This window comes from Acidimicrobiia bacterium (genome assembly GCA_018057765.1).
GTDB lineage: Bacteria > Actinomycetota > Acidimicrobiia > IMCC26256 > JAGPDB01 > JAGPDB01.
In genome coordinates, this window is sequence record JAGPDB010000045.1 from 1 (window position 1) to 4,621 (window position 4,621).

5 protein-coding genes are annotated in these 4,621 nt (G+C 36.3%); 2 read left to right on the top strand and 3 right to left on the bottom strand.

The genetic code is table 11. The features are described 5' to 3' along the window. Window positions 1-569, top strand: a 569-nt coding sequence (locus KBF89_08755; protein MBP9116410.1) for a hypothetical protein, incomplete at its 5' end; no start/stop codon positions are given. A gap of 152 nt (window positions 570-721) precedes the next feature. On the opposite strand, the gene KBF89_08760 is transcribed toward KBF89_08755, so the two are convergent. The 3 genes from KBF89_08760 to argS all read right to left on the bottom strand — a co-directional run bounded on the left by KBF89_08760 (window position 722) and on the right by argS (window position 4,252). Then, window positions 722-1,825, bottom strand: a complete 1,104-nt coding sequence (locus KBF89_08760) for a hypothetical protein (GenBank protein MBP9116411.1) — start codon at window positions 1,823-1,825, stop codon at window positions 722-724. A gap of 124 nt (window positions 1,826-1,949) precedes the next feature. Next, window positions 1,950-2,498 carry an NAD(P)H-dependent oxidoreductase gene (locus KBF89_08765; GenBank protein MBP9116412.1) on the bottom strand — a complete coding sequence of 183 codons (549 nt, stop codon included), beginning with the start codon at window positions 2,496-2,498 and terminating at the stop codon, window positions 1,950-1,952. 11 nt (window positions 2,499-2,509) lie between these two features. Next, a complete protein-coding gene (argS, locus tag KBF89_08770; protein MBP9116413.1) occupies window positions 2,510-4,252 on the bottom strand; it encodes an arginine--tRNA ligase in 1,743 nt (580 codons plus the stop codon). 132 nt (window positions 4,253-4,384) lie between these two features. Between argS and KBF89_08775 the strand changes: the two genes are divergently transcribed. Next, on the top strand, window positions 4,385-4,621 hold a 237-nt coding region (locus KBF89_08775; protein MBP9116414.1), incomplete at its 3' end, for a hypothetical protein.

The window sequence follows — 4,621 nt, forward strand, 5'->3', positions numbered from 1 at the left end:
TAGTCTATGGTAAAACAGCAAATCTTTCTAAATTTCTAGTATTAGAAATTGTTGCGCGAATGCCATATGCCGCTTGGGAAAATGTTTCTTACGTTGCCATTACACACACTCATGGCAAGCCAAAGTTCGCCAGAAAAATTCATGATGAAGTTTTGCACGCTCGCGCAGAGCAAGATAATGAAACTTGGCACCTTCTTATTCTTGAGGAACTAACTGGAAAAACAAAGAAACATTATGGCTTTCTAAGAATGAAAGCCATTCCTCAAATTTTGGCATTTGTTTACTACCAAATTTCATGGATTCTATATGCGATCAAGCCAAGAATGAGCTATAAACTGAACGCAGAGTTTGAAGATCACGCAGAACACGAATATATGCAATACGTTAAAGATCACCCAGAACACGATAGTGAACTATGGGAGAGTGCTTTTAAAGATGACTACGGAAACTTTGAAACGGTATCAAATTTACTTCGTAATATCGGTCTTGATGAACGAATTCACAAGAAGCGAAGCTTGGATCTAATTGATAAAGCTAGGTTCTCAGATAAAGGTAGGGAAGAAGATTAAGCGTTAGGTTTTGGGGCCTTATCTTTTTTTGGTTTCTTCTTTTCTTTTTTAGCATCTTTACCTTTTGACATAGGTCTCTCCTCAGTAGTGTGTACTGTTTAGAGTCTAGCTGTTTTCAAAGCATATATCTCTTAGTTAATTGTTTAGGTAGATTATCGGCATGTAGGGGCTAACAAGTATCTCTTCTGGACGCCTAACACTATTAGTCCTAACAAAATTGCTGAAAGTGACCATATGAGCAATGTTCTCGTTGATGAACCTGTGAACGGCAATGCGGAATCAGCCCCATCAGCAATATCGCTTGCTGAATTCTCCGAAAGGCTATCGCCAGAATAATTTACTAATTCATCTGAATAATCAGAAGCATCGTTGACTGAATCTTCAGTAAATTGGTCTGAATAATCAGCAATGTCAGCTGGTTGTTCAGCTGTGATTCCCAACACTGAAACATCTGGAGATGTTGGGGGAATAACCACGTTTGAAGGTTGTGTTTTTGCTCCACTTGTTGTTTTAATAGTCGTTGAAGGCTCAGACCAATTTGATACATACGAAGTTGCAGTAACTTTGGTTGTTGCTGGTTCTATTGTTGTTGGTGGTTGTGCTGGTAGTGATGTCGCTACTGGGTGTTTTGTTGTTGGTGGGTTTTTGCAACCTTCTCTAAATTGTGCTGCTTCGCATGGGTCGATTGTTATTGGCGGATTTGGCTTAGTCACTGGTGGGTCGGTTATGCAATCGACCGGATTTGAAACTGTACAACTCGATGTGTCGCTATATACTTTTATTAAGTCATTTACGTTTGACGGTGCCTTTCCGTCAGCTGAAATACCGATGCCTTTAATCACAGGATTATCCTTTTGGGTGAGAATATTCACAATATTTATACCCTTTTTAAAATTAAATTTGCGATCAAACTTTACCCATATTTGACTAACCCTATTTGTTTTAATGTCTGGATCGTATGTCACTTTACCGCATTGACTATTTTCTATTAGTACTTCTATGGTTTGAGTTTTGTTATTATCTATCGATATCCATAATTCTCCTGCATCGATATTATTATTTGGGTAAGCAAAATATTTTTCCACCGTATAATTTTTTCCGATACAACCATTGTTTGTAGGGTCGGGAGTTACAGTGGCATTCGAACTTTGTGATGTAAGAAACATCATCGCAAGGATTGCAACTACCAGTGCTGCTGTAGCTGTGCGATAGAAAGTACGAAATGTGGCTGTTGTAGTTAACTTTAGGGTATGCATAGTGTCCTTAGGGGGGCGGTGTAAGTGTAGGAATAAAGCTTTAAAGCGATAATAACACGTAATACGCATATTGCGAAAAATAGTTTTCGTACTCTTTACGCGTTATGCCAATTTAAATAGGCTTCTATAATAGAGGAGCGACTCTTACTAATTCATTCAATAGTTCATCTAAAAGCATGTTTGCAAAGTCATCATTTAAATTATTGTCTTTATCAAATGTCTTTTCGTTCGGCGCAATCAGAACTTCGGGTCCTGGGATCACCCAGGATTGATTATGTAATAGAGTCGTGCGCAGCGCCATTTGAGCACGTACAGAACCTAAACGTCCACCGCCAACGCCTGCAATTGCAATAACCTTCTTATGTATTGGAGAACTAGAACCTCCCATGCTCAACCAATCAATAGCATTTTTTAAAGCTACGGTTATATTCCAATTATATTCAGGGCAAGTGATTACTATGCCGTCGCCAGAAGCTACTGCTTCACGAAGTTCTAAAACAGACTCTGGATATTCACCTGTAATTTCATTTCCTGTGTAAATCGGAAGGTCTATAGATAACATCTCAAAATCAACATTGTCATTATTGGCAAATTTATTATTTATAGCGTTCAAAAGAGAAGTGTTTAAAGAACCAGTGCGCAAGCTTCCAGATATTCCAACAATTTTTAACATATATTCCTTAACTATAAACGATCAGGTGCGTCGATGCCTAGTAAATCTAGGCCACGAGTTAGCGTTCGTGATATTTGTAAACAAATATTTAACCTACTATTTTTAATTGCTTCATCCTTTTCATTAAGAACAGTGCAATTTTCGTAAAATCCGCTAAATGATTGTGCTAAATCGAAAAGGTAAGTGCAGAGTTTATGTGGTTCATATGTTTGTGTAATATCATTTAGTGTCTCAGTGAATCTACTTAATATTTTGACAACTTCTCGTTCATATTGTGTTGCAATATCAACTTTGAAATCGCTTATTTCACTATTCTCGTAACCAGATTTAGCTAATAATGAATTTATTCGTGCATTTGCATATTGTAAATATGGTGCAGTATTTCCTTCCATTGAAATCATGCGATCCCAATCAAATACATAGTTCTTCGCTCGATTATTCGATAAATCACCATATTTTAAAGCACCAATACCAATAGATTTAGACAGCTCTGTTATTTCTGCTTCGCTAAAATCATTTTCACGCGACACAATCAACTTTTTTGCCCGAGATATTGACTCAGTAATAACATCGTCGAGTTTTACAATATCTCCAGATCTTGTTTTAAAAGGTTTCTGGTCATCACCAAGTATTGTTCCAAAAGCTGCATGGAATACACTAGTGTTAGGGATCCATCCTGCACGAGAAGTTGCATCAAAAACCATTTGCATATGTTGAGACTGTCTTGCATCAATCACATATACAACTCGGTCAGCTTTATCAATCTCTGCATTATATTTTAGAGCTGCTATGTCTGTTGTTGCATAGCCATATCCACCGTCAGTTTTTCTAATTATTAATCCAAATGGATTGCCATCTCTATCTAATATTCCTTTGCTATAAATCACTAAAGCGCCATCTGAAATTATAGCTATTGCTTTTTCTTGTAGTTGGTCGCACACGTTAGAGAGCATGTCGTTATACATTGATTCGCCACGAGAATTTTCCTCGCTAAGTAAAACATTTAGTTTTGAATATATGTCTAAAATATGTTTCATGGTTACATTGTTTATATGTTTCCATGCTCGAAGTGAGTCTTTATCGCCACCTTGTAATAATGAAACTCTTTTCCTTGCTTTAGTTGCAAATTCTTCGTCTTCTTTAAATTTTGATTGAGCTTTTTTATAGAAAGTGTTTAGATCACCTAAGTCGGGTAATATTTTCGGAATAGTTCCATCATTGCTTAAAAATTCTACGAGCATTCCAAATTGTGTACCCCAGTCTCCTAAATGATCTTGGGGGATTATATTATTTCCCAAAAATGTAAGGATACGGTTTAGTGAGTCACCTATTATTGTTGAACGCAAGTGTCCAATATGCATTTCTTTTGCAATGTTTGCTCCACCATAATCAATAACAATATTTTCTGGGTTTTGACTTTTTGCTATTCCCAGGTCTTCATCTTTAGCTAATGAATGAACATATTTATTTAGTTTGTCATTCGACAAATAAATGTTAATGAAACCAGGACCAGCAATTTCTGGCATTCTATCTTGATCGCTAAAGTTCGAAAGATCTAAATTTTCAATTATTTTTGTTGCTATATCTCGAGGTGGTACTCCTAGTTTTTTAGATAGAGACATTGCAATATTGATTTGTAAATCACCAAAACCAGGTTTACTTGACCACTTTAATATAGGGTCTAATTTCTTTCCATAAGATATTTCAATGGCGCTACGAGCTGCATCATTAAGCTCGTCGAAGATAGATTTCATTAATCTATTCTAGCTATATATCTACTTATCATTGTCAATTTGGGATATATAGATACTATTTAGAACATCTATAGGAATAGATTAAGGATTCTCTCTTGGCGTAAGCGAGTGTATTTGTGAAAGAATATGTCGATGGCGATTTACACCGAGAGAGATTCAACAAGAACAGGTCGTTCAAATACTAACCAATATGGTTCTAAAGATAATTCACATGCCTCGAGTAATCTTGCTGCTAATAAACAAATGCCACACAATTTAAATGCGGAAGAATGTTTAATTGGTTCTATGTTGTTAAATCGTGATGCTATTTCAAGTGCGATTGAAATGCGTGTTGATGCTAATGATTATTACAAGCCACTACATGGTGAA